Source organism: Pseudohalocynthiibacter sp. F2068 (assembly GCF_023015645.1).
Taxonomy (GTDB): Bacteria; Pseudomonadota; Alphaproteobacteria; order Rhodobacterales; family Rhodobacteraceae; genus Pseudohalocynthiibacter; species Pseudohalocynthiibacter aestuariivivens.
The window spans coordinates 1-21,126 of record NZ_JALKAK010000014.1 but is presented as its reverse complement, the minus strand read 5'-3'; the positions used below and the strand labels follow the sequence as shown (position 1 = coordinate 21,126).

The following is a 21,126-nucleotide window of genomic DNA, read 5'->3' as shown; positions in this document are numbered from 1 at the left end:
TAACTTCCGCCTGTGGTGATCTTGAAGCTTTGGAACGGACAGGTGACCTTTGACGAACAAACCGAATGGCGCAGAAGCAATGGTACGCATGCTGGAGGCACATGGTGTTCAGCACATTTTCGGCCTCTGCGGTGATACAACACTGCCGTTTTATGATGCGATGCATCGGCTCGATCACAAGATCACCCATGTTCTGACGCGGGACGAACGCTGTGCAACCTATATGGCTGATGCCTATTCCCGTGTGACCGGGCGCGTTGGGGTTGCCGAGGGTCCGTCAGGTGGCGGCGCAACCTATATTTTGCCTGGGCTGATCGAAGCGAACGAAAGTTCTTATGCCGTTCTTGGAGTTACCACCGATATTTCAGTTGCCTCCTATGGGAAATACCCCCTGACAGAAGTCGACCAGGATGCGTTGATGAGACCGCTGACGAAGTGGAACACGGTCATCAAGCAATCTCAGCACATTCCCCGTATGGTGCGATCTGCATTCAGGGCAATGACGACTGGCCGTTCCGGCTCTGCCCATCTCGGCCTGCCGTATGACATTCAGTATGACGCCGTTGATCCGGGTGACATCTGGGCTGACCCAAAGCTCAGCACCTACCCGGCGTATCCGACGGGGCCGGAACCCGGTGCGACCGAGGCCGCAGCAGATGCGATATTGTCAGCCAAAAAACCACTCATCATATGCGGCGGTGGCGTTGTGATTGCTCGTGCGATGGAAGAACTTCATCGCCTTGCAACACGCCTCGACATTCCCGTTGCCACCTCTATTTCTGGCCAGGGCTCACTGGCGGAAACCAACCCTCAGTGCCTTGGCGTTGTCGGCTCGAACGGTGGGACGGATCAGACCTGGGAACTGATGGAAGCGGCTGATCTTGTCGTGTTCATGGGATGCCGGGCAGGCTCTACCACAACGTCCCGATGGGAGGCACCAGCCGCTGGCACCCGGATCGTCCATTTTGACAATGACCCGATGGTGATCGGTGCGAACTACCAGACCGAAGTCGGTGTGGTCGGCGACCTTAGGCTTTCTTTGGCCGAAGTTAACGCAGTGCTTGATACACGCGATCAGGGTACTGCAACTTTTGGTGGTACTGCTGCAATCGCAGACATAAAAAAACGTAAGTTTGAAATATTTGACCAGCTTGCCCAATCAAACGAAACACCCATGCGGCCCGAACGTGTTATTGATGCGATGATGAAAACCCTACCGGAAGACGCAACAGTGCTTTCGGACCCCGGCACAAGTTGCCCCTATTTCTCTGCCTACTATCAACTACCCAAAGCCGGCCGTCACTTTATAACCAACCGGGCACATGGCGCGCTTGGGTATTCTTTGTCCGCCGCTTTGGGCGCCTGGTTTGGACGCCCGACATCAAAGGTTGTCGCGATGATGGGGGACGGATCGTTCGGCTTTACATGTGGCGAGCTTGAAACCGTCTCGCGTTGCCGCGCCCCTATTACGTATATCGTATTCTCAAATTCCAACTTTGGTTGGATCAAGGCCAGCCAGTTCGCTGACAAAGACGCGCGTTACTACAACGTTGACTTCAACCGCACTGACCACGCTGCAATTGCTTCGGCGTATGGTGTAAAATCATGGCGCGTCGAAAACCCCGAAGACCTTGAGCGTGTGATGAAAGAGGCAATCAACCACGACGGCCCAACCTTGATAGATGTTATCTGTCAACCGCTTGAAGAATCGAACGCCCCCGTCCGTCGCTGGATGGGCTAAACGTAATTTATTTAGGGAGAAACCGCAGTCGTCTGATTTCAGAACGAAAGAAACAAATACCGTAAAGTCTTGACCGGTGGGTCTAAAAGGGGTCGACTGCGCGAGTATTTAAGCACAGCTAAATGTGCGAATCTGGACCTTGCTGCCTGTTTTACGGAAGGTCCGGACTAAGAAACCAAGTCCATGGGAGGATACATAATGACAAAAACTCTAACAAAAATGGCTGCAACACTGTCGGTCTCAGCGGGTGTTGCTTTGGTGGCGAGCGCTGTTGCTGCGGAAACCTGGGATATGCCTATGGCCTATTCCGCAACCAACTTTCACTCAGCGGTTGGTGCGGAATTTGCATCCTGTGTAACAAGTGGCACGGGTGGCAATCTTGAGGTTGTTGTGCACCCTGGTGGGTCGCTCTTTGCTGGTGCCGAAATCAAGCGCGCCGTACAAACAGGGCAAGCCCTGATCGGGGAGCGGCTGCTGTCTGGTCACCAGAATGAAAACGCGCTTTTTGGTTTTGATTCAATTCCATTCCTCGCGACATCCTTTGATGATTCAGCACGGCTCTGGGAAGCGGCCAAAGGCCCGTTGACAGATTTGCTGGCAGAGCAAAACCTTCATCTTCTGTATTCTGTTCCTTGGCCGCCGCAAGGATTGTATTTTGATCGCGAAATCAATTCGGTTGCTGAAATGGCAGGCATCAAGTTCCGTTCGTACAACAGCGCAACTGCACGGCTTGCAGAACTATCCGGCATGTTGCCCGTTCAAATCGAAGCAGCTGAGATCAGCCAGGCGTTCGCAACGGGTGTTGCTGAATCGATGATTTCTTCGGGCTCTACCGGATACGACCGCAAAGTCTGGGAAAGCCTGACGCATTTTTATGAAGTGGATGCCTGGCTGCCACGGAACTACGTCTTTGTGAATATGGAAGCGTGGAACGGTCTGGATGAAGGCACCCAGAACGTTATGCAAGGCTGTGCTTCGCTCGCGGAATACGCAGGCAACTGGCGTTCGGTTCAATACACCGATTTTACGCTGAAAGAACTTGCTGCAAATGGCATGACTGTTGGTCCTGCAAATGACTCGCTGAAAGACGAGCTTCGCGAATTTGGCGTCATCATGACCAATGAGTGGCTGGAAAATACGGGCGACGCAGGCAAGGCCATTGTCGATGCGTTTAACGCCTCTGCCAACTAAAAACATCTGATCCCAAAATACCCCCGGCGCCCGTCGCCGGGGTTTCAAACATAAAAGGGAGACAGAAAATGGTTGGATTTGGTAAATCGTTGCGTCGGTTTTTAGATGGTCTTTATCTTTCTGCTGGCATCCTATCAGCACTTTTTCTGATTTGTATCCTTGTTCTCATCGTCATTCAGATGATTGCCCGCTGGACCGGAGAAGTCTTTGCCGGGGCGCCTGACTATGCGGGTTATTGCATGGCAGCATCTTCGTTTCTTGCACTTGCTTACGCGCTGAACAGCGGCAACCATATTAGGGTGAGCCTGCTGTTAAACGCCCTAGGGCGGTTCAGGCGTTTTGGTGAAATTTGGTGCTTTGGGATCGCGACCTTCCTGTCACTGTTCTTCGCACGTTACGCGGTCAAGGCGACTTATGAATCTTACCGTTGGCACGACATCAGCCAGGGTCAGGACGCAACACCTATATGGATTCCGCAACTCGCGATGAGTGTTGGAGTTGTCATTTTGGCAATTGCGTTCGTTGACCACCTCATCCGACTGATCTTCGTTGGCAGCCACAACATCGAAGAAGAAGCGCTTGATGCGCATACGGAGTAAGGGCCATGGAAGAATTCTATCTCATTTCGATTTTCCTCTTTGCCCTGTTCTTCCTATTGGGGACAGGCGTTTGGGTTGGACTCGCGCTATTCGGTGTAGCCTATCTTGGGTTGGAAATGTTCACCTCACGCCCCGCAGGTGACGCAATGCTCACGCGAATCTGGACATCGAGTTCCAGCTGGACTCTTACCGCCCTGCCCTTGTTTATCTGGATGGGTGAGATCCTTTACCGAAGTCGATTATCCGAAGACATGTTCCGCGGCCTCGCGCCGTGGATGGCCCGCCTGCCCGGCGGATTGGTTCACATTAACATCGTGGGCTGTACGATCTTCGCCGCTGTCTCGGGTTCCTCTGCGGCGACGTTGACAACCGTTGGCAAGATGTCAATTCCTGAACTCCGAAAACGAAAATACCCCGAGTATATGATTATCGGCACGCTGACGGGCGCGGCAACGCTCGGCCTGATGATCCCACCGTCCCTCACGCTGATCGTCTACGGCGTTACGGTCGAGCAAAGTATTTCCAAGCTGTTCATGGCTGGCATTGTGCCGGGTATGTTCCTGGCTCTTTTGTTCATGTCTTATGTTGCCGGTTGGTCCATATTACGCCGCTCCGAAGTTCCCGTCATTGCCAGCAAGATGAGCTTTTCGGAAAAGGTTTCAGAATCCCGTTTTCTGATCCCGATCATCGCGCTAATTCTGATTGTGATCGGATCGATGTACGGCGGCTGGGCGACGGCCACTGAAGCCGCCGCTATAGGCGTTATCGGCTCTCTTATCCTGGCAGGAGCACAAGGTTCTTTATCCTGGCGCGCTTTTGTTGACAGCCTTTTGGGGGCCACACGAACCTCTGCGATGATCGCATTAATTCTTATGGGCGCAACCGCACTGACGCTTGCAATGGGCTTTACCGGCCTGCCCCGCGCTTTGGCTGAGTGGATCGATACTCTTGGATTATCTAGGTTTTCGCTGCTCGTAGTACTAATGCTATTTTACATAGTTCTAGGCATGTTCCTTGACGGAATATCATCGGTGGTTTTGACAATGGCAATCGTGCAGCCCATGGTCGAAAGCGCGGGAATTGACCTCATTTGGTTTGGAATTTTCATTGTGGTTGTCATTGAAATGGCGCAGATCACACCGCCGATTGGGTTCAACCTGTTTGTGATGCAGGGGATGACAAAGCATGAAATGGGGTACATCGCCAAAACCGCTTTGCCGCTATTTGCGATCATGGTCCTGATGGTCTTTATACTGATCGCCTTTCCGGAAATGGCGACTTACTTACCAGACAACATGCGTGACGCCGCGAGCAGGTAGCCGACTAAAGGACAGACAGGGACGATCATGGTACAGGCCATACATGCTGTCCTTGTCTGGACCGGCGAACGCGCGCGCTGGGTTTTGCTCGCAGGGTGTTTTCTGGCGTTTCTTTTGCCTTTTCTTTCAAGCGCAATGCGGCCATTCCTTCCAGCCCTCATCGCACTGGTTCTTGGGTTGTCGGTAGCGCGGCTTGATCTGGCGGCGTTCTGGCGGGGAATTTTTTCAGCGCGTCGCATCGGTTTATTGATTGGATTAACCTTATTGCTGATGCCCGTTACAGCCCTTTTGTTGTATTGGACTATACCGCTGCTCGGTCTGCCTGATGGATTCACAAAATCCGCCCTTCTGTTTGCCCTTGCTCCGCCTATCTCTTCTGCTGCAGGGCTTTGTTTTATTCTGGGGTATGACCCGCGCCGCGCACTTGAACTCACGCTTGTCGCGACGCTGCTCACACCCCTTATTGGCCCGGCCATGCTGGTCTTCTTGATGCCCGGAGTTCCGGGGCTCGAGGTATTTCCTTTGATGGCGAAACTAAGCCTGATGATTGCCTTGGGGCTTGCGATTGGGTTATCCATCCGAGCTGCCATTGGTGGTGACAGAATTGCAGGACTTAAGACGGAGTTTGATGGACTGTCTGCCATTGGAATGGTTCTATTTGTTATTCCCCTGTTCGAAGGTGTGGGCCCTGAAATTTTGGCCCGGCCTATGCTTGCCTTTGGTGTCGCTGTGTTTGTTCTCGTCCTGAATTTCGGAAGTAACTATTGCGTCAAGACGATTGCTCACATCACCTCGTCCCCTGAAGTTGCAGGGGCGCTTGGGTTGATGTGGGGAAACAGGACTGTTGCATTGTACTTGGCAGCATTGCCGTTTGACCCACTGTTCAGCCTGTTTGTGGCACTCTATCAGTTCCCAATGTATGCAACGCCGTTGGTCTTCAGGCGGATTTCATCGACGTAACGTCTCTGAAAGTCTGGTCTATCAAAAAAAATGGTTCCGAAAAAAATTGGGCGCACCGGATTCCCCAATGCGCCCATACTCGTACTAAAAACCAGCTTCGTAACTTACTACCTATGTGCCTTTTCGGGCATAACTAAATACAACCCCATAATATCGCCGCCACATGACAGTTCATTGACAAATATCAAAGTGAGAGAAATTTTTTTGGTGCGCCCTGACTTATGGCTAACAAGTACAAAACAAAGCCATTTCCAAATTTGAAGAGTACTTCGCTTGGGTAATATCACTTCGATCGCAGGAAAATCAGCCGAGCAATGTCAGCCAAACCCATGCAGATAGCACCGACCCGGCCGTTGCAAAAAGCACCGCCGATGCCGCAACCCTTTTCGCGCGACCATACATGTTTGCAAACACATAGGCGTTGATCCCGGGGGCCATAGCACTTGTCAAAACTGCGGACCGAAACGCACTCTGAGAGATTTCCAGTCCGCTGCCCATCGTCCAGACAATTGCCGGATGCACAAACAGCGATACGACACATATATAGGCGATGGTGCGCATGTCCCCTTCGGGACGGTATTGAACCAGCACTCCTCCCAGACCGAACAGCGCTGCGGGAAGCGCTGCACGCACCATCAGGCTTATCGCGTCCATGAATACGCCGGGCATCTGGATGTTGGATAGATTTACGACAAACCCCAGCGCAATTCCGATCACAAGTGCATTTCGAAACATTGCCCGGCTAACGGCTCGCAAGGTCTTCATTCCACCGCCACCGCGATTTCGCACAATCTCCATCACTGTAATTCCAAGCCCATAGCAAAACGGCGAATGGAGCGCGATTATCGCATAGTTCGCAGCAAGTGCATCCACACCATATGCGCGCTCGGTTATTGGCAGGCCCAACAGAACCGAGTTTGAAAACAGACAGCAAAACCCGATAGCAACCGCGTCTTCCCAGGGCCGATTGAAAATATACCTTGCCCCGAGCAAACCCAGTATGAACCCCGATGTCGCCCCAAGGTAAAAACTGAACAACAGCCGGGCGTCAAAACTTTGCGATAAATCCAGCGTCGATATCGCGTTGAACAGAAGGCAGGGAATAGCGAAATTCTGGGTGAATTTCATCAGGCCATCTACGCCTGCCGGGGAGAACAGGCCACGCCAGACCGCAAGGTAGCCAAAACCGATAACAAAGAAGACCGGCAGGATAACCTCGATCAGCGCCTGCATGTCAGTCTTCTAATACGATGGTCATACCATCATAGGCAGGTGTCACGTGGTCGGGTGTTTCGTCCTCAACCGTCGCATAATCCAGATCATTATGCATATTCGTCAGGATGGCACGTTGGGGCGTCATTTTTTCGATCCATTCCAGCGATTGCGCCAGATGGGTGTGCGTTGGGTGTGGCGCGCGCCGCAATGCGTCCAGCACCCAAACCTCAAGCCCCTCGAGGAAAGGCCAGGATTCCTCGTATATTTCGGCCACGTCTGGCAGATAAGCCAAACCGCCCATACGGAACCCAAGGGATTCAATTGCACCATGTCCGACCCTAAAGGGCTTCAGGATGATATCACCGCCTGCGCCGCTGATCACAATGTCACCGTCAATGGTATGAAGATCAAGAATTGGCGGATAGGAAGAGCCTTCGGGGCGTACAAACGCATAGTTAAACCGTGTCAAAAGCTGCTTTTGCGTTGGTTCATCAGCCCAAACAGGAATGCGGGCTTTCATATTGAAAACGATCTGGCGCAAGTCATCAAGTCCATGCACATGATCCGCATGTGAATGCGTGTATACCACCGCGTCCAACCGGCTGACGCCTGCATCTAAAAGCTGCGCACGCATATCAGGCGAGGTATCAATCAGAACCTGAGTTATACCTTCATCCGAAATCCGTTCGACCAACATGGAACAGCGCCTGCGGTTGTTTTTTGGGTTCATTGGATCACAGTCACCCCAGTTATTCCCGAGCCTTGGAACCCCGCCGGAAGATCCACTTCCCAGTATTGTAAAACGCAGCTTCGCCATTACGCAGCCACCTGTCTGAAACTCGCGACTTTGGTAAAAAGCCGGTCAAAGTTCTGTTGGGTCTGAACCGCGAAATCCGCGTAGTCCATTCCAAAAACGCCTGCACCGACACGGGCCGTGTGTACGGTATAACTCGGCTCGTTCTGCTTTCCTCGGTACGGTGGCGGCGCCAGATATGGCGCATCGGTTTCAACAAGAATGCGTTCGACAGGCGCATTTGCAAAGATATCTCGCAGGTCCTGTGATTTTGGGAAGGCCGCAATACCCGACATCGACAGGTAGAACCCTAAATCAAGGGCTGCTTTCGCCAATTCTGCGGAAGATGAAAAGCAATGCATAACGCAGGAAAAAGCACCTGCAGCGTGTTCCTCGGTCAAGATGCGCACCATATCGTCATCTGCGGCCCGGGCGTGAATGATCAAAGGCAAGCCGGTCTGGCGTGCGGCCTCAATATGGATGCGCAGGCTTTCTTGCTGCACTGCCTTTGACTCGGCCGTGTAGTGGTAGTCGAGCCCCGTTTCTCCGATCCCTACGAACTTCGGGTGTTTTGCAAGCGAAACGAGCTCTTCCACAGAAACAAGCGGTTCTGAGGCCACGCTCATCGGGTGCGTGCCAGCCGCATAAAAAATGGGCGCGAAACGCTCTGCAATGGCGCGCACCTGCGGTTCAAGCTTTAGCTTGGTGCAAATCGTAACCATTCGGGTCACACCAGCGGCTATTGCCCGATCAACAACTTCCGGCAGTTCCTCGGCAAACTCCGGGAAATCGAGATGGCAATGGCTATCAGTGATGTGTGGAATACTGGTCATTAAGTCGCCTTACCGGGCGTGTGTTTTCGCCGCCGTCTGATCTATCTTAAGAACCATATCAAGGATGAGCGCGGCGGGGTCAAGGTTGACCGCCTTTCCATGACGTGCGCGGGCACCAAGGTGTTGCTGAAGTTCTGCCCAAAGGCGCCCTGCATTCGGGCCTGATGCGAGGCGTGCCATCATTTCAGCTTCGCCAGGAGCAGCCTCTGTCAATGGCCGGCCCGAAACACCTGCGCGCGCCAGCCGGGCCAAAAACAGGTCCAGCAAGGCAAGCAGCAGACCAAAGCGTGGTTCGGCATTTTTACCCACAGCAGATTCGGCAAGTTTCAAGGCGCGCTGGCGATCAAGTTTCGGGGCAGTGGAAAACAGCGAAACGATTTCGTAATAGGTTTGAATACCACCAAGGTTGATAAGTCGAAGCGCCTCACCGACCGATCCGGCCGCAAGTGTTGCAAGGGCTACCGGGTCTGTTTCAACCGGAACCTCGGCAACTTCCAACGCCTTTGCCATATCCTCGGGTGACAACGGATGCAGCCTGAGCACGCGGCACCGGGACCGGATCGTAGGAAGCAATCCGGAAGGCTGATGGCTGATCAGCAATAACGTTGCATCTTTCGGCGGCTCTTCCAGCAGTTTCAACAACGCGTTGGCAGCAGAGGTGTTCATTTCATCCGCAGCGTCCACAATCACAACTCTTCGACCACCATCCGCTGCTGAAAGAGCAAAAAAGTTTTTCAGGCCCCGGACCTCATCAACCGTTATTTCCTGACGAAGACGGTCCTTTTTTTCGTCATAAGGACGGCGAACAAGGTAAAGGCATGGCTCTGATAGCGCAGCAAGACGGTGCGAAACAGGGTGATCATCCGAAATATCCAGTGAAGTTGGCTTCGGCGGGGTATCACCGAACAACCCGCCTTCACCGGCAGCGGACTCTGCCAAAAGAAACCGCGCAATTTTCCAGGCAAGTGTCGCTTTTCCGACCCCACGAGGACCCGTGATCAGCCATGCATGATGTAATCGATCACGCCCATAGGCATCCAGAAAATCAGCTTCTGCCGATACCTGCCCGATCAAGACTTTCGTATCCCGCGGATGAATTGCCCCCGCAATGCGATCTGGTTCAGGCCTGTCGCTCATGCCAGTCGCTCAAGCGCCAGTTCTGCAACTTCTGCCGCGACAACATCTGCGTTACGATTTCCATCAACGACCAGACATCGATCAGAAAATTCTTTGGCTATGGCCAAAAATCCAACGCGCATTTTTTTCTGCAATTCTTCACCAAAATCTTCAAACCGCTCTTCCGAAGTCTGACGCGAAAGCGCACGGGCAAGACCCGTGGCAGGGTCCATGTCGATGATAAAGGTAATATCCGGCTCTCGCCCAATCATCAGGCCATGCAGTGTATCGACCACACCTCGAAGATCGCCCCGCGTTATTCCCTGATAAAGGCGGGTAGAGTCGGCAAATCGATCGGAAACAACGATTTTTCCGGCATCCAAAGCAGGTTGAATGGTTTTTTCCAAATGATCACGTCGCGCTGCTGTAAACAGCAGTATCTCGGTCTCAGCGGACCAGCGATCCGGATCGCCTTCCAGAACCAAAGCCCGGATTTGTTCAGCGCCAACAGACCCGCCCGGTTCTCGCGTCAGGACAACATCTTTCCCAGTTGCGCGTAAGGTCTCAGCCAGCATTCGTGCCTGGGTGGATTTACCAGAGCCATCAATACCCTCAAAAGTGATGAACACGCCTGAACCTTTCACTGCACGCCTAGCGCCTTGCCCAAAATCTGGCGCACTAAAACGCGCGCTGACGTTCGCATAAGAGGCAAGAAACCACCTCGCTCGACAGCTCTGTCAGAAACAAGCGGCAAATGTGTATCTGGCAAACCGTTCAACGAAACAACGAGCTCGCCCAGCTGCTGACCCTGTTCGATGGGCGCTTCGATTGGGGTCCGGTATTCTACCTGAGCCGTCAAATCATCTTGTGACAACGCCGGTACCAACAACGTGAAATCCTTTGGTGCAACAAGGCCCACACGTGTTTCGGAACCAAGCCATACCTCTACTTCTGCAAATTGGGCACCCTCAGTAGCGATTTTTCTTTCAGAAAATTGGCGAAAGGCCCAGTTCACGACACGCTCAGCCTCTTCCGCACGATCAATTTCGCTTGCAAGACCACTGATCACAAAAACAATCCTGCGCGTTCCCTGTGTTGCTGAGCCAACCAGACCATAACCTGCCTCGCTTGTATGACCGGTTTTTAATCCATCGGCACCTATGCCAAGCGATAGCAGCGGGTTGCGATTGAACCGGTTGTCAGGGGACCGACCGTCATAGCCAAACTCAGACTGACCGAAGTAACCGTAGTATTCCGGAAACTCGGTAATCAGGCGTTGTGCAAGAATGCCAAGATCACGCATGCTCATGCGCTGAGCCGGGTTTGGCCAGCCTGACGAATTTGCAAATGAAGAATTGTTCATTCCGAGCGAGCGTGCGCGATCATTCATCATGCGGGCGAAGCCATCTTCAGACCCGCCAAGCCCCTCGGCGACTACCACGCAAGCATCGTTCCCTGATTGAACGATAATTCCCTGAATAAGATCCTCTACAGTCGGTCTGTCCCGGGTATTCAAAAACATTGTAGAACCACCCATCGCAGCAGCGCGGGTCGACACACCAAACTGCGTATCCATCGAGACACGCCCATCGCGCAATGCCTCAAACAGCATATTCAGTGTCATCAGCTTTGACATGGACGCTGGCGGCAATGGAACATCCGCCTGCTTTTCCATCAAAACCGTTCCGGTTTTCAAATCAAGAACAAATGCGGCTGTTGCGCGCGTTTCAAAGGCCTGCACTGCGCTGCCGAAGAACAGAGCTGTGCAAACCAAAACAGCGAAGGAAAGCAGGCGATTTGGAATTTTCATATCAACTGCACTTTCCTAATTGGTTACGAAATAGGCGTCCTCAAAACCCAACTCTTTTATCTTACTTAAGAGAGCTGCGCGTTCGGAAACCGAGGTCGCCGGGCCGACCACAACACGCCAAAAGATTTTTCCACTGCTGTCATGCTGCGTTACAATTGGCACCATGCCGGCGAGCCGCATACTGGTCGCTGTGCTGTTGGCGTTTTCTTCAACACTGAAAATGCCAATCTGTATAAAGGGCTTTTCTAGTGCGCTTGCAGCCCTTGCAGGCGCCGAAGCGGGCGCGGTTGTTGCAGGCGCCGCCTCTGATCCAGCCTCTGACTCAACGGCGTCCAGCGCTGCTGTTGCTGATGCAATCGGATCAATCTCGATCTCTTCAATTGCTTCAGGGTTTTCAAGCCCGGCCTCGCTCGGCGCTTCTTCGGGTACTTCTGGGGTAACTTCCTCTCGCCGCAGCGCAGTTACGTTCATGCGTGCGGGTTGCCCTGCCAACATACCAAGCGCCTCTGCTGCGTCCGATGAAACCTGCAGGCGCGGCCCCAAAGATTCCCGCTCGCGCCGGAACAAAGCCCCGATCACAAATTTATCGTTAGTTTCGTTGCGAATGATAACGCGTTCCGGGTCAGTGACGTCTGGATGCGCGACCCAAACGCCCCCAAGCGATGGCCGCCCATCCCAAAGCCCGTTTTCCGTGACTTGGAAAACCTCGGGGGCTTCCACGTCGCGTTCGACAAGTCTTGTGGAACTTGGTGAAGAGCTTTCTTCGTCTGACTGTGCTGCCGGTTTGAACGGGTTAAAACCGGCCCCCTCTTCGCAGCCTGCTAACACCACTGTCAGCGCCAATGCGGTTGCCAATTGCCCAAGCGTTGAATTTCCCATGCCGTGCCCCCTTGCGTGAAAAAATTCACGCGTTTGCCGATTTTCGGTCTTATCTGCTCTGCCGGGCTTTTGCCCGATTACGCGCATCTTAACGCCGAGCAGCCCACTTGGGAAGAGTCACAACAACAGTCGGCAAAAAACCCCACAAGTTGTGCAAACCTGTTTCTGAGCGGTAAAAGGGCTGAAAAGCACAGCAATTCACAAAGCAAATTTCTGTGACAATCAAGCCTTTCAGAATCAATTCCAAATCGCTAGACCACAGCTCAGTCGGAGGAGTGGCAGAGTGGTTGAATGCACCGGTCTTGAAAACCGACGTAGGTGAAAGTCTACCGTGGGTTCGAATCCCACCTCCTCCGCCACTTGCCCTCGCGAAAGCGTTCTCCCGATCCGGCTGCGGCCGGATTTGTCCGTTGTTTTCGGGGGTTATGCGGGTTGGGCTGAGCACCGACCTCGGTTCCAGGACGCTAGGAAGCGTTCTCTCTGGGCCGATATTCTCCGGACCTGATGACTGTGACGGTTTCGGTGAATAGCTATAAGTATCTGAAATCCAATGACTACTTCTCGGTATAGCTTCGGTCCGTTTGGAGCGGCCACGCGGATGCCAAACGGAACTGTCGTCGAAACACCTATGTCATGCGGCACAGATGCGAGGTTCTCTTGTTCCTTCCTCCTTTGGGTCAAAGCCCCCGGCCACCCCTGCGCGGTGCACTTGAAGCTATACTTTTTCACTGGATAGTAAGACCTCAAACTCCTCTCCGACTCGAAGGTTGCTCGGCTTCCATTCAGTTTCTGAGGGGCGAATTTCTGCGGCTTCAGTCCAACGAAATCCTTCGTTCTCGACTGGCGCCATCTCGACGAGTGAATGACTAGCCAGTTCGCGTACCCACGGCTCGGCGAGGCCGGAAACGATGTATCCCGTCTTGCGGGCGTCGAGGTGATCGACCTCAGCGATTTGCCGAGCGAAGGTCCGACGGGCCATCTCTATCACATCTACAGCAAGGCCGTCGGCGACGATCTGCGCCGGCTTCTAAATGCTGGCGAGGGCGCGTCGAGGCGTCGGGGCCTCGTCGCCGAAAGCGACAACCTGTGGCGTCTTCGACGCGAAACGTCGGAATAACCGCGCGTCGGCTCAGTGTATGACGTGTTTGACGATCGCAAGCAGCAAGCCGACGCCACCCGCGAAAACGGCCCCGAGAAGTGCGGGAACCAAGCGGCGATCCAGAACCCAACCCGCTCTCCCGCCGAGGAGCGCCAACAGCGTCACGCACAAGACCTGAGACAGCAACAGGGCCGCATCGATTCCTATCCATTCCTGCCAAGCCGCCAGAAAAAGCACAGTCGGCGCGTTGGCGACAGCCAGTGTCGGCGTGCTGTGATGCCAGGCGGCGTGCCAACTGCCTCGGCTCATGCGTTCTCTCGTGTCCAGCGCATGGGACAGAAGTTCGGCAAACGCCTTTGCCAGAGTGATCGCCAGCACCGAACCGAACAAGACGACGGCCGTCTCCAGCGGCGGCGCCGGGTGGCCGCCCTGTGCTAGCAAGATACTCAACACCATGATCGCGCCGTAGATGATGCCGAAAGCAGCCTTATCCAAGCGCTGCCAGCCGTCGACCGTGCCGTCGCTCATGTTCCGTACTCCTCTCGCCCGTCCTCGCTCGGATCGCGTTTCGCATGGTCTTTCAAGCTTGGGATACTGCTTTTGCGAGCGCGATCGGTCATACGTCTCCTGTCCTGATATGCACGTCCCGCTGTGGATATGGGATGGAGAGGCCCGCTTCTGTCAGGGCCTCTTTCATGCGGTGCGTTAAATCCCAATAGACTGTCCAGTAGTCCGAGGTTTTCGTCCATGGACGGCAGATGAAGTTAACAGAACTCTCCGCCAACTCATGGACCCGAATGGTCGGTTCGGGATCGCGCAGAACCAAAGGGTGTGCCCGGACGGTTTCCTCGATGACGCGGAGCGCATCGGGGATCGAATCCTCATACGAGATGCCAAAGACCAGATCGACACGCCGGGTATCGCTGGCGGTAACATTGGTGATGACATTGCCCCACACGTTTTTGTTCGGGATGACAATGACCTGGTTGTCTGGCGTGATGACCGTCGTTGCGACGATGCTAACGGATTTAACCGAACCACCTACGCCCCCAACGAGGACGTAGTCTCCCTCATCAAACGGGCGGTTGATCATGATCATCAGCCCGCTTGCGAGGTTGCCCAGCGTATCCTGAAAGGCAAATGCAAGGATGAAGGACGCACCACCGATCATCGCGAAGAGCGGCGTAACGTTGACGCCCAGCGCCGCCAGGACGAACAGCAGACCTACGGCGATCACCAGCCAGAAGACGGCTGCTACGAGAAATGCCTCAAGTAGCTTGGAGATGTTGGGCACACGTCCGATCCAGCGCCGCGCCAGCCCGCGCGCGGATCGCGAGACGATCAGAAGGGCGACAAAGGCCAGGATGACAACACCAATGTCCATCGCGATTGCCAATCCCCCGTCAGACCTTGTGAGCCAGGACAGAAAGGCCAAGGCAATGGCTTTGGGACTTGCGAGGATGGTCTCATTAAAGAGAACAGAGTCGCGATAGGCACGAAAGTCGGCAATCAGTGCCGCGTCTCCGCCCTTGCTCTCGAACGCATCAACGACCATTGAAAACCGCTCGAACAGCGCCGCACGTTCTTCGACCATTCGTGCAAGTGCCTGAAAGGCCGAGTCCGTCGCTTGCGACGGATCGTTCAGCAAGGCAACCTGGCGCTCGGAAATCTCCGCCGTCTTGTCCCGGACGATTCCTTGCCAAGTGGTCGCCAGCGGCTCCAGTTCGCTTTTGGTCAGCGGGATCAGGCGGTAGGCGAGTTCGTCGGTTGAGATGCCGGGCGCAACAAGCTGGACCGGGATGGCGACGTCCGTGCCGTCGGCCGCGGCATCCTCGGAAAGCGCCGGGCCGGAGAAGCTGCACAGGACCAAAAAGACGAGGGCGGAAAACCAGGCAAATGGCGTACGTGATGTTTCGCTTGCGGTGCCTGTCATCAGTCGCGTGTCATGAGATGGTCCGCGACAGCCTGGTAGGCCGGCAGCGACGTGGGATCGATGAAGCCGTTCTGCGCACGGGGATATGACGCAAGGCGCACCAGCACCATCTCGGCGGTCGGGTCGACATAGATCGTCTGGCCGTGCACACCCCGCGCCGCATAGGCGCCGTTCTCGTTGTGGAAGACCCAGAACTGGCTGGTGTAACTGCCGTTCGGGATGGTCGGGAAGCCTTTGAACTTGCTCTGGTCCCCGCCGGCCGCAATCGTCTCGACGACTTCGGCAGGGAACAGGCGTGTTCCGTCGGCGGCCACGCCGCCGTCGAGCAGCAACTGCCCCAGCCGTCCAAGATCGCGCAAACCGGCTGTGACGCCGCCACCCGCGAAAGGCACGCCCTTGCCGTCGACCGTCTGGTAGGCGTCCTTCTCGGCGCCCATCTGGCTCCAGAGACGTTCGGAGGCCAGATCAGTCACGGCCTTTCCGGTGACACGCGAAATCATCCAGCCCAGCATGTCTGAGTTGATGGTCTTATAGTGGAACTCGGCCCCGTGCTCGCCGTCAGGCGCAACTTGCTGAAGGTACTCCCAGTAGCCGTTTGGCCCGTCGTAGCCCTCGGGCTTCGGCAGTGGGCTTGCGGCGGCGGAATAGAGCCAGATGTCGGCGTTCGGGTCCGAGTAATCCTCGGAATACTGCACGCCCGTGGTCATATCCATGACCTCCCGCACCGTGGCGGTGGCAAAGGCGCTGTCGCCGATTTCAGGGATCACGTCTCGCACCAGAAGAGTGTCGTCCAGCACGCCCTCGGCTACGAGTATTTCACCCAGAAGGCCCGTGATCGACTTGGTCATCGACATGATGGCGTGCTTGCCGTCTTCTTCGAGGCAGCCGAAGTAGCGTTCGTAGACGACCTCACCTCGGTGAAGGATCAGCATGCCGTCAGTATAATTCTCGAAAAGCGACCGCTCCCATGTCATGGGCTCGGTGCCGTTCATCGGCATGAATGTCAACGCGTCGATTTCCGTCCGAAGGTCGGCGAACTCCGCAGGAGACGGGTAGGACAGTGGCATCGGTGCGCCGAGGCCACGGCTGATTTCCTCCGTGGGCAGGAATTCCCTCAGGTGGCATACCGACCAGCGCAACTTGGGAAAGCTGAAATAGTTGCTATCCGGTTGGGTGATCAGCTTGTCCTCGGGGGGCGGAAACCCCTGCATCCAACCCATGACCTTGGGGTCGGACTCCTCGGCCGACAAAGGCGCCGATTGCGCATCTGCGCCAGTTGCTGCGCCGAGTGTCATGACAACTCCCGTTACCATTGCGATGAGTTTAGAAGTTGACGACGACATTCACAAAGCCTCCTGTCCAAGGGTCTGCGCTCCCGCCGACGACGTTGTCGATCCCGGCCCCGGGAAAGGATACCGAGACACCTGCCGTCAGGAACGTATTGCGATTGATGATGCGGCTGTATTCGAGGAACAGATCGTCGGCCAGGTGTGCGTCCGTGACACCCGAAACTACGTTTCCATTCACATCGACACGCGTTGCCTGGCCGAATTGGACAGGGCTATTCAACTCGTTGGCCCGAATATGCGCGTAGCGCAGGGTCCAGGTGTCTTGCCGCGTCGGCTGAACCCGAAGCGCGAGCGTCACGGCGTTCACGTTGGAATTGATAAAGGTCGAGGCAGATTTCGATCCCGTAGCCCAAGCGCTTGGGCTGCCTTGATAGTAGAGGGGATCGAAACGCTCGAGCTTTGCCGTGTCCGGATCATCGCCGGAAAAAGTCTGATATCCCAGGGTCAGGTTCGGCGACCAAGGCAGGCTGGCGAAAGTGTATCCGGCCGTCACGCGACCCGCCCAGGCTTCGAGGTCGATCCTGTCGTTCCACTGGTAGGCGAAATCGCCGGTAAAGGTCCAGTTCTCCAAAGCACCGCTGAACGGGCTGGTCTTGGCGTAGAGACTGAGCGTGCTGGTATCCTCGCGGGCACCCGGCGTCACTGTCGGAGCGCCGACCCCACCCGGGGCAGCCTGCGGGTACGGTGAGTCCGAATTCAGCACATTCACGAATGTTGCACCCAGAAAGCCGCCCGCGGGGTCGCCGAACCGCAGATCGAACCCGGCGAGTTCGTTGTTCCCGTCCGTGGTGGGCAGTTCGTTCGGGTCGAGATAGAATGCGGTCCCGGTCACGTTGCCAAAGGAAAGACGCCCGATTGCAGCCATCTCCCATGCCTTGCGGGGGCCGAACTTCAATGCACCCCGCTCGAACCCGCTGGTAGCGCCGTTCGCAATCAGCATGCCTGTGCCGAGCGTTAGTTCACGCGGCCCCAGCGACAGGTCATACGACAGGCCTGTCCCCAGATCGCCCCGGATCGCGAGATAGGCCTCTTCGAGCGTGGTGGCTCCGGTGTCGCCCGTGTCGAACGCGTCCGTACCCCAGGTGTAGGAGGACACCGCGGAAAGTTTGCCGTAGAAAACCGCGCCGGTGTCGAGTTGATACTCAAAACTGACGCCGGGCTTGATGTACCCTTCCAGCCAGTTGGTATCGGGATCGAACCCGCTGCCAGGAGCGGTCGTCGCAGCTAGGTCCCAGAACAGATTGCGCTCGGCAACGGCGTTCAATCCGAACTGCAAGTGCCCGCGCACGGTCAGACCATCCTGGTCGTATAACAGCATCGGGTCTCGGTCTTGCGCCTGTGTCGGCACCGCAGAAAAGCACGCTAGAAGGACGACGGCCAACCCAGTCGTGGTGCGCTCCCTATGCTCTGCGCGCACTGCGGTTGTGTGCTCCGGTCCTTCACCGCATCGCCTGCGCGTAGGTATGTTTAACGACGCCCTAGTCATTGTGGCCTCACCCTGAGGATCTTTCAAATCCATGGTTAACAGGTTTTGATCGCAAGAGAAGTCCTTTCGCGCCCAAAATGGGCGAGGAGGAGGGAATGCGGCGTGCACAACAACGAACTGCTTAGCTAACAATAGCTGCGTCACAAAGCCGCGAGATGATAGCGAGATCATTTCTGCTCGAGCACTTGTAAGCCCAAAGGCATCAGTTGCACTAACCTAAATAGAAAGCACTATGGGAGAAGCGGCTCACTTTGGTTTGAGCTTGGACTAGCTTCGGGCCAACTGGAAAATGCAAGTCCGTTGGGAACTCCAACTATTTTATTGCACATATCGTCCAAACATTGTGAATGACCAACTCGTTTCAGAAAAAGCGCGCCAGCGCATTAAAAAAATAGAAACCTATGTTTATAAAAATAAACGCAAATATCACACCAAAGAAGGCGGTAACCAATAATACGCCCCATTGCCCTTCGGAGTTGCGGTCAGGGTTGGCCCCTATCAAATGGCCGAAGGCAACACCTACGTAAGCAGCACCAAACATCATAGCCCACCCATGTTCGTAATCGCCAGTGTTGAAACCTTTGTACCACAACATCGGGCTAACTAAACCAAGTACAGTACAAAGCAACGCAGATTTGATGAGCGTTCTTTTGGTCTTTTGCTTTTCATCCATTCAATCTCCCCTCTTCAATCAAAGCTATACGAATTTTATGCCCTTTCAGCCGCAGTAACACATTGATTTAATCAATATCAATCGCACCTAGTCGCGAGCCTCCCAATCGGAGGCGGAGACCTAAAGCTCCTCAGTATTGCCACCATTTCTCAGAAGTTCTTTCCAACATATCCGGTCGAAAGTCCGCTGCTCGAACCTGACCTCGATCGATGCGTTTCGTTGGGAGAGTTCCGCTTGAAGAAGACTGATCGCCTTAGTACTCACGCAACAAACACCTGGATTAGTGTGAAATTCATCTGTGTCAAAAAACACTAACCCGCAACCTGAGCCGAAGTCTTGATCAGGGCCAAGACCAACATCTTCTAGCAAATTGTAGGCCTCGCTATGTGGGTCATAGTTGGCCGCCCACGCGTTAAAGAAGCCATCCCCGATTGCCGGTTGAAACGTTTCTTCGCGTGAGAACCGGCCTTGATCGATCAATCTCCAGTGATCACGCTGGCACAGCGTTCGAAAGGCTCCTTCACCGAATTCACGCTCGATCGCATCGAAGTTAACAAGGCGCCTCGGGAAGGGAAGAGCATCAGTTACGATGCGAAAGCCTCCAACAGTGTGGTCCTCGTACAAGTAGAAAACGCGCGTGGAAGTCCTTGGCCTGATCAGCAGTGGTTCTTCGAAATGCTCGTGATGGTTCAGGATACTCTCGACCAATGGCGTTACTGCTAGGGCTGTTGAACCACGTAGAAAGTCGCGACGGGAAATCATGTCTCAATCCTCTTCTAGAGGCAGGACGGTCGCGCTATTGGTGATACGTACCCCTTCGTTGCCGACGTGGCCGCATCCCCTTTCGGGCGACCACCTTGCCGGGTTGGGCAGGTTGGTGAAGGCCGAAGCCTTACTCTTGATGCAAAATTGAGTGTATTGACGGAGCAAGGCGAATTCAAGGATTTTGACCGACTGTTGCTCTGCCGGGTTAACACATGAACCGAACTTCTATTTTTGTGGAAAGCGGACATTTAAGGCGATTGGCTCGAACGGCAGTTAAGCGGACTTTCCGGACTTGTGCACGCGCAGCCAGTGCTCACGCAGAAAGACCTCGCCTACGCAGCGTCGTTCATTTGGCAGTGCAGCAAATTTCACCGAACCGGCCGTTCAAACGCGCCGATCTGGGTAAATCTAAAACTGATCGTTCGCTGCGGTCTGTTCCAACAATCAAGACGCGGGACGAAGCCGGCTTTCGATGCAGAGCCGCACCATAGTGCTGTTTGAGTGACCGATGTTCGGTCCAGCACGGACATTAACTCTTCATTTGGTCCAACACCTAAATTGAGCTCCCGCAGAAGAATGCTCAGCCACATTTTAGCGCAGCGGGTCGATCCAGATGCGGACCCGAGTGCGCGCGTCGTTAAAAGCGAAAGCAGCCTGCACAGGGGGGGAATAAAGCGGCGAACCGTTGTCGTATCGCCTACAGAAACTGATGTAGGGGGCTCCGTGCACGGAAGAAGATTCTCTGGGGGTGAAGACACAACTCAATCGCTCGTCGGTTGGGTATTTTCCGGGATCAAGTGGCCCGAACCCCAAGGCGAGCTGGTACTGGCGAGGAGACACATCCAAACGGCCGACGAAGCCATTGTCGCATGTTACTGGGCCGGTCGCATAGCCACCGGCATCGGATATTCCCCGCCCGGTGCAGGCGATGCCGCCGTCCTTGACGCGGTAGGTTGCCCGCAAAGGTTCTGTGGCATCCTTCGGCCGTGCAAGTGTCCGGCCTGCCTTGTCGACTATGATGACGGGTTGAAGCGCCTCTCTCTCGTTCTTGGCTCTCAGGGCGTCGTCTATGGATTTGGCTACAAAGTCCGGAACGATCGGAGGGGTTCCGGTGCAGGAGGAAAGCAGGCAAAGCACCATTGCGGCGCATGTGACGGTTGCAAATCTCATCATAAATGGGCCTCGCTGTTCCAACACATCTCACGCGTCTCCAGTGACGCATTCTTTTGCCCAAGCACGCGCGAAAGGTGCCAACTCTGAACCCGACAAAACTGACAGCAGGCCCAAAAAAAGTCAATCGGGCTATGTCTGCTCCGGGCTCAGAACAGTCGTTCGCGGCATCACGGTCTAACAACCGCTATGCGG

General features: G+C 54.8%; 20 protein-coding genes, 1 tRNA gene and 1 riboswitch. Of the genes, 7 read left to right on the top strand and 14 right to left on the bottom strand.

The window, feature by feature from the left end:
• Positions 1-49: 49 nt before the first annotated feature.
• From MWU63_RS15270 to MWU63_RS15250, 5 genes are all read left to right on the top strand, one after another.
• The gene (locus MWU63_RS15270) at positions 50-1,741 is read left to right on the top strand and encodes a thiamine pyrophosphate-binding protein (RefSeq protein ID WP_213888921.1); all 1,692 of its coding nucleotides are present in this window, start codon (positions 50-52) and stop codon (positions 1,739-1,741) included.
• 219 nt (positions 1,742-1,960) lie between these two features.
• Positions 1,961-2,932, top strand: coding sequence for a TRAP transporter substrate-binding protein (locus tag MWU63_RS15265; protein ID WP_246531698.1), 972 nt, complete (start codon positions 1,961-1,963; stop codon positions 2,930-2,932).
• A gap of 68 nt (positions 2,933-3,000) precedes the next feature.
• Positions 3,001-3,531, top strand: coding sequence for a TRAP transporter small permease (locus MWU63_RS15260; RefSeq protein WP_213888924.1), 531 nt, complete (start codon positions 3,001-3,003; stop codon positions 3,529-3,531).
• A 5-nt stretch (positions 3,532-3,536) separates the two neighbouring features.
• The gene (locus MWU63_RS15255; RefSeq protein WP_247078590.1) at positions 3,537-4,850 is read left to right on the top strand and encodes a TRAP transporter large permease subunit; all 1,314 of its coding nucleotides are present in this window, start codon (positions 3,537-3,539) and stop codon (positions 4,848-4,850) included.
• Positions 4,851-4,877: 27 nt separating this feature from the next.
• The gene (locus MWU63_RS15250) at positions 4,878-5,810 is read left to right on the top strand and encodes a hypothetical protein (RefSeq protein WP_247078587.1); all 933 of its coding nucleotides are present in this window, start codon (positions 4,878-4,880) and stop codon (positions 5,808-5,810) included.
• A 303-nt stretch (positions 5,811-6,113) separates the two neighbouring features.
• Here the strand turns inward: MWU63_RS15250 and MWU63_RS15245 are convergent, their stop codons facing one another.
• Genes MWU63_RS15245 through MWU63_RS15215 form a run of 7 tightly spaced genes read right to left on the bottom strand, consistent with a single transcriptional unit; the run spans position 6,114 to position 12,456 of the window.
• Positions 6,114-7,043 carry an AEC family transporter gene (locus tag MWU63_RS15245; RefSeq protein WP_213888929.1) on the bottom strand — a complete coding sequence of 310 codons (930 nt, stop codon included), beginning with the start codon at positions 7,041-7,043 and terminating at the stop codon, positions 6,114-6,116.
• Between the two features lies 1 nt (position 7,044).
• Positions 7,045-7,842, bottom strand: coding sequence for an MBL fold metallo-hydrolase (locus MWU63_RS15240; protein WP_247078585.1), 798 nt, complete (start codon positions 7,840-7,842; stop codon positions 7,045-7,047).
• A complete protein-coding gene (locus tag MWU63_RS15235; RefSeq protein ID WP_213888932.1) occupies positions 7,842-8,651 on the bottom strand; it encodes a TatD family hydrolase in 810 nt (269 codons plus the stop codon). Before MWU63_RS15235 ends, MWU63_RS15240 begins: the two co-directional genes overlap by 1 nt.
• Positions 8,652-8,660: 9 nt before the next feature.
• Positions 8,661-9,788: a DNA polymerase III subunit delta' gene (locus MWU63_RS15230; RefSeq protein ID WP_213888934.1), complete on the bottom strand. Its 1,128-nt coding sequence runs from the start codon at positions 9,786-9,788 to the stop codon at positions 8,661-8,663.
• Positions 9,785-10,411, bottom strand: a complete 627-nt coding sequence (tmk, locus tag MWU63_RS15225) for a dTMP kinase (protein ID WP_247078583.1) — start codon at positions 10,409-10,411, stop codon at positions 9,785-9,787. Before tmk ends, MWU63_RS15230 begins: the two co-directional genes overlap by 4 nt.
• Positions 10,408-11,577 carry a D-alanyl-D-alanine carboxypeptidase family protein gene (locus tag MWU63_RS15220; protein WP_213888937.1) on the bottom strand — a complete coding sequence of 390 codons (1,170 nt, stop codon included), beginning with the start codon at positions 11,575-11,577 and terminating at the stop codon, positions 10,408-10,410. Before MWU63_RS15220 ends, tmk begins: the two co-directional genes overlap by 4 nt.
• 15 nt (positions 11,578-11,592) lie before the next feature.
• Entirely contained in the window at positions 11,593-12,456 is an 864-nt protein-coding gene (locus MWU63_RS15215) for an SPOR domain-containing protein (RefSeq protein ID WP_247078581.1), read from the bottom strand.
• Positions 12,457-12,725: 269 nt separating this feature from the next.
• On the opposite strand from MWU63_RS15215, the gene MWU63_RS15210 reads away from it, so the two are divergent.
• Together MWU63_RS15210 and MWU63_RS15205 are read left to right on the top strand one after the other, a co-directional pair.
• Positions 12,726-12,815: transfer RNA gene (locus tag MWU63_RS15210), tRNA-Ser, on the top strand.
• A gap of 503 nt (positions 12,816-13,318) precedes the next feature.
• Positions 13,319-13,573 (top strand): hypothetical protein, encoded by a 255-nt coding sequence (locus MWU63_RS15205; protein ID WP_247078579.1) that lies wholly within the window; start codon positions 13,319-13,321, stop codon positions 13,571-13,573.
• Between the two features lie 12 nt (positions 13,574-13,585).
• Here the strand turns inward: MWU63_RS15205 and MWU63_RS15200 are convergent, their stop codons facing one another.
• The 7 genes from MWU63_RS15200 to MWU63_RS15170 all read right to left on the bottom strand — a co-directional run bounded on the left by MWU63_RS15200 (position 13,586) and on the right by MWU63_RS15170 (position 20,934).
• Positions 13,586-14,083, bottom strand: coding sequence for a hypothetical protein (locus MWU63_RS15200; protein ID WP_247078577.1), 498 nt, complete (start codon positions 14,081-14,083; stop codon positions 13,586-13,588).
• 88 nt (positions 14,084-14,171) lie between these two features.
• Positions 14,172-15,488 carry a mechanosensitive ion channel family protein gene (locus tag MWU63_RS15195; protein ID WP_247078575.1) on the bottom strand — a complete coding sequence of 439 codons (1,317 nt, stop codon included), beginning with the start codon at positions 15,486-15,488 and terminating at the stop codon, positions 14,172-14,174.
• On the bottom strand, positions 15,488-16,783 hold the full coding sequence (locus MWU63_RS15190) for a serine hydrolase (RefSeq protein WP_247078573.1): 1,296 nt from the start codon (positions 16,781-16,783) through the stop codon (positions 15,488-15,490). Before MWU63_RS15190 ends, MWU63_RS15195 begins: the two co-directional genes overlap by 1 nt.
• 28 nt (positions 16,784-16,811) lie before the next feature.
• Positions 16,812-18,155, bottom strand: a complete 1,344-nt coding sequence (locus MWU63_RS15185; RefSeq protein WP_247078571.1) for an alginate export family protein — start codon at positions 18,153-18,155, stop codon at positions 16,812-16,814.
• A gap of 529 nt (positions 18,156-18,684) precedes the next feature.
• A complete protein-coding gene (locus tag MWU63_RS15180) occupies positions 18,685-18,996 on the bottom strand; it encodes a hypothetical protein (RefSeq protein ID WP_247078569.1) in 312 nt (103 codons plus the stop codon).
• A gap of 120 nt (positions 18,997-19,116) precedes the next feature.
• The gene (locus MWU63_RS15175; protein ID WP_247078567.1) at positions 19,117-19,758 is read right to left on the bottom strand and encodes a twin-arginine translocation signal domain-containing protein; all 642 of its coding nucleotides are present in this window, start codon (positions 19,756-19,758) and stop codon (positions 19,117-19,119) included.
• 44 nt (positions 19,759-19,802) lie between these two features.
• A riboswitch (SAM-I-IV-variant riboswitch) is annotated at positions 19,803-19,906 on the bottom strand.
• Between the two features lie 446 nt (positions 19,907-20,352).
• The gene (locus MWU63_RS15170) at positions 20,353-20,934 is read right to left on the bottom strand and encodes a hypothetical protein (protein ID WP_247078565.1); all 582 of its coding nucleotides are present in this window, start codon (positions 20,932-20,934) and stop codon (positions 20,353-20,355) included.
• Between the last annotated feature and the right edge of the window lie 192 nt (positions 20,935-21,126).

Bases quoted from the DNA above. Each gene is read 5' to 3' on its own strand.
- MWU63_RS15265 (WP_246531698.1), top strand. From the start codon at position 1,961: ATGGCTGCAACACTGTCGGTCTCAGCGGGTGTTGCTTTGGTGGCGAGC.
- MWU63_RS15260 (WP_213888924.1), top strand. From the start codon at position 3,001: ATGGTTGGATTTGGTAAATCGTTGCGTCGGTTTTTAGATGGTCTTTAT.
- MWU63_RS15255 (WP_247078590.1), top strand. From the start codon at position 3,537: ATGGAAGAATTCTATCTCATTTCGATTTTCCTCTTTGCCCTGTTCTTC.
- MWU63_RS15250 (WP_247078587.1), top strand. From the start codon at position 4,878: ATGGTACAGGCCATACATGCTGTCCTTGTCTGGACCGGCGAACGCGCG.
- MWU63_RS15245 (WP_213888929.1), bottom strand. From the start codon at position 7,043: ATGCAGGCGCTGATCGAGGTTATCCTGCCGGTCTTCTTTGTTATCGGT.
- MWU63_RS15240 (WP_247078585.1), bottom strand. From the start codon at position 7,842: ATGGCGAAGCTGCGTTTTACAATACTGGGAAGTGGATCTTCCGGCGGG.
- MWU63_RS15235 (WP_213888932.1), bottom strand. From the start codon at position 8,651: ATGACCAGTATTCCACACATCACTGATAGCCATTGCCATCTCGATTTC.
- MWU63_RS15230 (WP_213888934.1), bottom strand. From the start codon at position 9,788: ATGAGCGACAGGCCTGAACCAGATCGCATTGCGGGGGCAATTCATCCG.
- MWU63_RS15220 (WP_213888937.1), bottom strand. From the start codon at position 11,577: ATGAAAATTCCAAATCGCCTGCTTTCCTTCGCTGTTTTGGTTTGCACA.
- MWU63_RS15215 (WP_247078581.1), bottom strand. From the start codon at position 12,456: ATGGGAAATTCAACGCTTGGGCAATTGGCAACCGCATTGGCGCTGACA.
- MWU63_RS15205 (WP_247078579.1), top strand. From the start codon at position 13,319: ATGACTAGCCAGTTCGCGTACCCACGGCTCGGCGAGGCCGGAAACGAT.
- MWU63_RS15200 (WP_247078577.1), bottom strand. From the start codon at position 14,083: ATGAGCGACGGCACGGTCGACGGCTGGCAGCGCTTGGATAAGGCTGCT.
- MWU63_RS15195 (WP_247078575.1), bottom strand. From the start codon at position 15,488: ATGACAGGCACCGCAAGCGAAACATCACGTACGCCATTTGCCTGGTTT.
- MWU63_RS15190 (WP_247078573.1), bottom strand. From the start codon at position 16,783: ATGACACTCGGCGCAGCAACTGGCGCAGATGCGCAATCGGCGCCTTTG.
- MWU63_RS15185 (WP_247078571.1), bottom strand. From the start codon at position 18,155: ATGCTGTTATACGACCAGGATGGTCTGACCGTGCGCGGGCACTTGCAG.
- MWU63_RS15180 (WP_247078569.1), bottom strand. From the start codon at position 18,996: ATGGATGAAAAGCAAAAGACCAAAAGAACGCTCATCAAATCTGCGTTG.
- MWU63_RS15175 (WP_247078567.1), bottom strand. From the start codon at position 19,758: ATGATTTCCCGTCGCGACTTTCTACGTGGTTCAACAGCCCTAGCAGTA.
- MWU63_RS15170 (WP_247078565.1), bottom strand. From the start codon at position 20,934: ATGATGAGATTTGCAACCGTCACATGCGCCGCAATGGTGCTTTGCCTG.